We start from the raw sequence: 5,049 nt of genomic DNA, 5'->3' as shown, positions 1-5,049 counted from the left end.
ATTAATATACTTATTCCGCAAGGTGTTGTCAAGCGTTTTGTGAAAATATTTTTGAGTTTTTGGGGAACCTATACACAGTAAAGGTTTGAGCTGCTGATTTCCGAGCCTGCCTCCGCTGGCTGACTCCTCTTTCCGGGAAGGGGTCTTTTTTTTGGGCAAGATTGGACTTTTGAGGGGAGTATCTACCGCGCATGGGTAGAATATCTTTACGTGTAGCTGTTTTATATATAGACGTTCGATCGCCCGCTCATGAAAAAACTTATAGCCCGCCCTAGTGGCTTATTCATTACCTGCGCTTCACTGCTGATCGCTTGCAGTCAGACGAACACTCCCCAAACCTCTACTATCGCATCTCCGGCGACTTCGCCATCTCCCGGTGCTTCGCCAGAGGCTTCGCCTGGGGGGAGATCCAACACTATATCTATAGGTATTGGGGTGGCCCAAACTAGCAATGTGGCTTTACTAGGTCAGGAACAGGTAGCTGGCGCGGAAATTGCCCAGAAGTATTTCAACGATAAGGGCGGTGTGGATGGGACGCCGATTAGACTGGTGTTCCAAGATACGGGTGGAGATGAACAAGGGACGATCAATGCCTTCAACACTCTGATCAATCAGGATAAGGTGGTAGGTATTGTGGGGCCGACCCTCTCGCAACAAGCCTTTAGTGCTGATCCGATCGCCGATCGAGCAAAAGTTCCCGTACTCGGACCCTCCAACACCGCTAAAGGAATTCCCCAGATTGGCGATTATGTGGCCAGAGTCTCCGCCCCTGTGGCAGTGGTAGCACCTAATGCAGTTAAAGCTGCACTGAAGCAAAATCCCAATATTAAGAAAGTAGCCGTGTTTTTTGCTCAGAATGATGCTTTTAGCAAATCTGAGACTGAAACTTTTCAGACAACGGTTAAAGATATGGGACTGGAATTGGCAACAGTCCAAAAATTCTTGACTACTGATACAGATTTCCAATCTCAAGCTACTAACGCGATCAATGTCAACCCCGATTTGATAATTATTTCCGGGTTGGCAGCCGATGGAGGCAATTTAATTAAGCAATTGCGGGAGTTGGGATACAAAGGCGTTATCATTGGGGGCAACGGTCTGAATACTTCTAATGTATTTCCTGTTTGTAAAGCACTCTGTGATGGAGTTTTGATTGCCCAAGCCTACAGCCCGGAATATGAAAATGAAGTTAATAAAGCTTTTCGGGATGCTTATCGCGCTCAATTCAAGAAAGAACCGCCTCAATTTAGCGCACAAGCTTTTACGGGCGTACAAGTTTTTGTTGAGTCATTAAAGGCAATTAATGCTAAGTCTAAGATTAGCGAAAAGCCTTTGGCAGAATTGCGTACAAATTTAAATCAGCAGTTGTTGAGTGGTAATTACGATACGCCTTTGGGGGAAATTTCTTTTACGCCTGAAGGTGAGATTAATCAGAAAGAGTTTTATGTGGCACGGATTAAGATGGAGGCTGATGGCAATAATGGTAAGTTTGAGTTTTTGAAATGAAGGCACGATACGGATTTTGACACAGATACACGGATGAGTTATTGAGTGTGAGTCTGAGGTTAAACCCGCTGCCCCCAAGGGGGGAATTCAGAAGTCAGAGTAAAAATTGTATGCTGTTTGTTTTTGAATGATTTAATGTTGATGCCGAATCTCTAACTGGTGATGGACTTAACTCTGTTTTTGCAACAATTTTTAAATGGTTTGTCGATCGGCAGCGTGTATGCTATTTTTGCCCTGGGATACACGCTGGTCTTTTCTATTCTCGGAATTATTAATTTTGCTCACGGTGCAGTATTTACGTTGGGTGCTTATTTCACCTATGCGCTGATGGGAGGTACTTTCGGTTTTAATGGGTTGTGGGCTAATGCTCGAATTCCCGTGCAGTTGCCTTTTGCTGTGGCATTAATTTTGGGAAGTGTCATGGCTGGTTTGGTGGGAGTAATTGTTGAACGAATTGCTTTTTTGCCTTTGCGTCGCCGACTCTCTGATCCTCTGCTGACGGTGGTTTCTAGTTTGGGTGTGGCGGTGGCAATCGCCAATATTATCCAATATCTAGTAGGTGCGGAAATTTACACTTTTCCTGCTAACACTTACGGCTATTTACCTGCTGCAATTAACTTCGGGACAGCGGATAAACCTATTCCGATTCGGACTGTTCAAATAGTGATTTTTGTGGTGTCAGTTGCGATTGTGGCTGTCTTAACTTACTTAATTAATTTCACTAAATTTGGCAAAGCAATGCAGGCTGTGGCTGAAGATGCGACAACTTCTAGTTTATTGGGGATTGATACTGATAGGTACATTGTGTTGACGTTTTTTGTGAGCAGTTTTCTGGCTGGTTTGGCGGGGAGTTTGGTCGGTTCTAGTGTGAGTATTGCTGGGCCGTATTTTGGTATTGCTTTTGGTTTGAAAGGTTTGGCGGTGATTGTACTTGGTGGGTTGGGGAGTATTCCTGGGGCAGTTTTGGGAGGTTTTATAATTGGTTTGGTGGAGGCTTTTGTGCCTGGAGATTTTTCGGCTTATAAGGATGCTGTTGCTTTTGCTATATTGTTTATTATGCTATTGGTTAGACCGCAGGGTTTGTTGGGACGGCGTTTGATTCAGAAGGTGTAAGATAATTCGGCGATTGAAATCGCTTAAGAGTCAAACTAAGTCCCTCTCCTAGAGACTAAGAAATAAAAAAAGTTATGAATGAATTTTTTACTACTTACGGGTTTTTGATTGTCTCGATGTTGTTGGGTGCAATGTTGGGAATGTCCCTGTATTTGCCTTTAATGACTGGACAGTTGTCTCTGGCTAGCCCTGGTTTTTATGCTTTGGGTGGGTATATTGCGGCGATTTTATCTACAACGGTTTTTCAACAGACAGGGGGTTTATTTCCACTGCCATTGCTGTTGGTGGAGATGATAATTGCAGGGGTTGTTTCGGGGTTGCTGGGGATTTTGGTGGGAATTCCGGCGCTGCGGTTAAGTGGGATTTATTTGGCGATCGCAACTATTGCTTTTGTGGAAATTTTGCGGGTTTTATCGCTGAATTTAGATATCACTGGCGGGGCTGTGGGCATTTTTGGGATTCCGCAACCGTTTGCGACGCCGATCGAGTATTTGTGGATTGTACTACCTTTACTGTTGGTCAGTATGGCGATGGTCTATCGTCTGGAACGGATTCGGGTGGGGCGGGCTTTTGCCGCGATTCGGGCTGATGAGTTGGCGGCGGATGCGATCGGCATTAACCCAACTTTTTATAAGGTTTTGGCTTTCACGTTAGGTGCTGTTTTAGCTGGTGTTGTGGGTGCTGTTAGTGCCCATTTCCTGAATACTTGGAATGCCCGTCAAGGTACTTTTGATGCTAGTATTATTTACTTGACTTCTGTGTTGATTGGTGGTAGTAGGAGTTTTCTGGGAGCAGTTTTGGGTGGGATGGTGTTTACTGCTTTGCCGGAGGTTTTGAGGGGAATGGGGACTATTCAGGGATTGCCGGTTTGGTTGGCGCAATTTCTGCGGGATGGGCGGTTAATTATTTTTGGGTTGTTGATTGTTTTGGGGACGATCTTTTTTCCGCAAGGTTTGGTTACGCCGGAGTTGTTGAAGAGGTGGAAGAAGGGCGATCGTACTTCTGTTTAAAATTAGATGTTGAGTACAGAAAGGTGCGATCGCCAACTTGATGACTTAAAATAAAGGAAAGAGCGATCACCCTGTCGGTGAAAAAAGATCGAGTACGATCGCATCTTTCTGTATCATCTCCTGTTGTTTGGTGAGAGGTCGTTGCTCCTAAGTGATCGTTACCAAACTTACTACTTAAAGATGACTCTTCCCACTTTTGACCTCGCTAATTGAGTATTTATTAGCTACCTAATGGCTCAGTTGAGTGGCGGCGAGTAACCTTTGCAGCACCACCAAGATTTCTCGCCCGTCCGCTCCAACGTGTTGTTAGACCGGGCTTTCGCGATAAGGTTACGACTTTTCTACCGCTTGCTGCTTCCTTTTTGCGGAGGTCAGCAAATATTGCGTCAAAATCATAATTAAAGGACTTCGCATACTCTTCTCGGATTCGGTGGATCTCTTCAACAATCTCATCTGTCCACATGACCTAATCTCCCATTAGTTCGTTGGGTGTGCAAAGAACTGGCAGCACATAGCCGAAATCGAGACTAATCTCCGCCAACTTCCCCTGGATTTGAGCATTCGCAATATGTTTGCAATTCCAAGTTAACAGATAATCCATGCCGTGAACAGTTGCGGTGGCAATGTGAATTGCATCAACTCTTGCTTTTGGAGGCAGATTGCTCCGGGTTAGGAGTTGTACGGCTAAATCTTGTACGTCTTGGTTCAATGCCAACAAGGGAAAATCACGCAGAATCTCCAGTCGTTGAGTGGCGATTCCTGCATCTCCCTGTACCACTTCATCTAGAACTGCCTCCGAGGTATAAAGGGTAAAGGCGCTTCGACGAAATTCCCACCAATCTCTAGTTATTTCTATATTGGCCGCTAACATTAAATTCTTGGTCGATCGGGCGGTGATGTAGCCCAAGATACTGGTTTCGATGTAGACGGTTTCGCTCATAAAGAATGAGTTAGCAGCCCTCTTAATTTTATTGAGTGGCAGCTATTGTATCACCACAAACTCGAAAGCTCCCACAAAGATTGCCATCGCCTATTAATAAAAAAAGTAAGGGGCGATCGCCTCCATACCACTCATCTCCTGTTGTCTGGTGAGGAGAGGATTAGGTGATTCTTGTGCGATCGCCTTGCAAATAGAATGGGGATTGCCCGCCATCTTTGTAAGACGAGCAAGACCATGATACCTAAAGTTATGGATCGCCCACATACTGTAATTGATTAAGCGAGAATCGGATTGTTTGCTCATCACGAGCCACGAAATTGTAACACTGAATCCGTCGTCCTTCAAAGCCACGACCAATGTTGTCAGCTACCAGACAAGCTTTGTATGAAGTACCTGCACGCAATTTACAGGGGATTCCAGGTTTATGAAGTACAGTAGCAGCAGCTTGTAAACCAGTTTTTAAAGTGCTTAATATTAACC

Annotated in this window: 5 protein-coding genes; 3 read left to right on the top strand and 2 right to left on the bottom strand. The window is 44.8% G+C overall.

Going from position 1 to position 5,049, the window contains the following annotated elements; all coding sequences use genetic code 11:
• Positions 1–249 precede the first annotated feature (249 nt).
• From QUA90_RS29935 to QUA90_RS29925, 3 genes are all read left to right on the top strand, one after another.
• Positions 250–1,506 (top strand): ABC transporter substrate-binding protein, encoded by a 1,257-nt coding sequence (locus QUA90_RS29935; RefSeq protein WP_333332743.1) that lies wholly within the window; start codon positions 250–252, stop codon positions 1,504–1,506.
• Positions 1,507–1,668: 162 nt separating this feature from the next.
• Positions 1,669–2,619, top strand: coding sequence for a branched-chain amino acid ABC transporter permease (locus QUA90_RS29930; RefSeq protein WP_333243435.1), 951 nt, complete (start codon positions 1,669–1,671; stop codon positions 2,617–2,619).
• A 74-nt stretch (positions 2,620–2,693) separates the two neighbouring features.
• Positions 2,694–3,629, top strand: a complete 936-nt coding sequence (locus QUA90_RS29925; RefSeq protein WP_333332746.1) for a branched-chain amino acid ABC transporter permease — start codon at positions 2,694–2,696, stop codon at positions 3,627–3,629.
• Positions 3,630–4,095: 466 nt separating this feature from the next.
• On the opposite strand, the gene QUA90_RS29915 is transcribed toward QUA90_RS29925, so the two are convergent.
• Both QUA90_RS29915 and QUA90_RS29910 read right to left on the bottom strand, forming a co-directional pair.
• Positions 4,096–4,569, bottom strand: coding sequence for a type II toxin-antitoxin system VapC family toxin (locus QUA90_RS29915; protein WP_333448743.1), 474 nt, complete (start codon positions 4,567–4,569; stop codon positions 4,096–4,098).
• A gap of 247 nt (positions 4,570–4,816) precedes the next feature.
• A partial coding sequence (locus QUA90_RS29910) for a hypothetical protein (protein ID WP_333448742.1) occupies positions 4,817–5,049 on the bottom strand: 233 nt, incomplete at its 5' end.

The organism is Microcoleus sp. D3_18_C4, from assembly GCF_036702355.1.
GTDB lineage: Bacteria > Cyanobacteriota > Cyanobacteriia > Cyanobacteriales > Microcoleaceae > Microcoleus.
This window is presented reverse-complemented; position numbering and strand designations above follow the sequence as displayed.

Bases quoted from the DNA above. Each gene is read 5' to 3' on its own strand.
- QUA90_RS29925 (WP_333332746.1), top strand. From the start codon at position 2,694: ATGAATGAATTTTTTACTACTTACGGGTTTTTGATTGTCTCGATGTTG.
- QUA90_RS29930 (WP_333243435.1), top strand. From the start codon at position 1,669: ATGGACTTAACTCTGTTTTTGCAACAATTTTTAAATGGTTTGTCGATC.
- QUA90_RS29935 (WP_333332743.1), top strand. From the start codon at position 250: ATGAAAAAACTTATAGCCCGCCCTAGTGGCTTATTCATTACCTGCGCT.
- QUA90_RS29915 (WP_333448743.1), bottom strand. From the start codon at position 4,569: ATGAGCGAAACCGTCTACATCGAAACCAGTATCTTGGGCTACATCACC.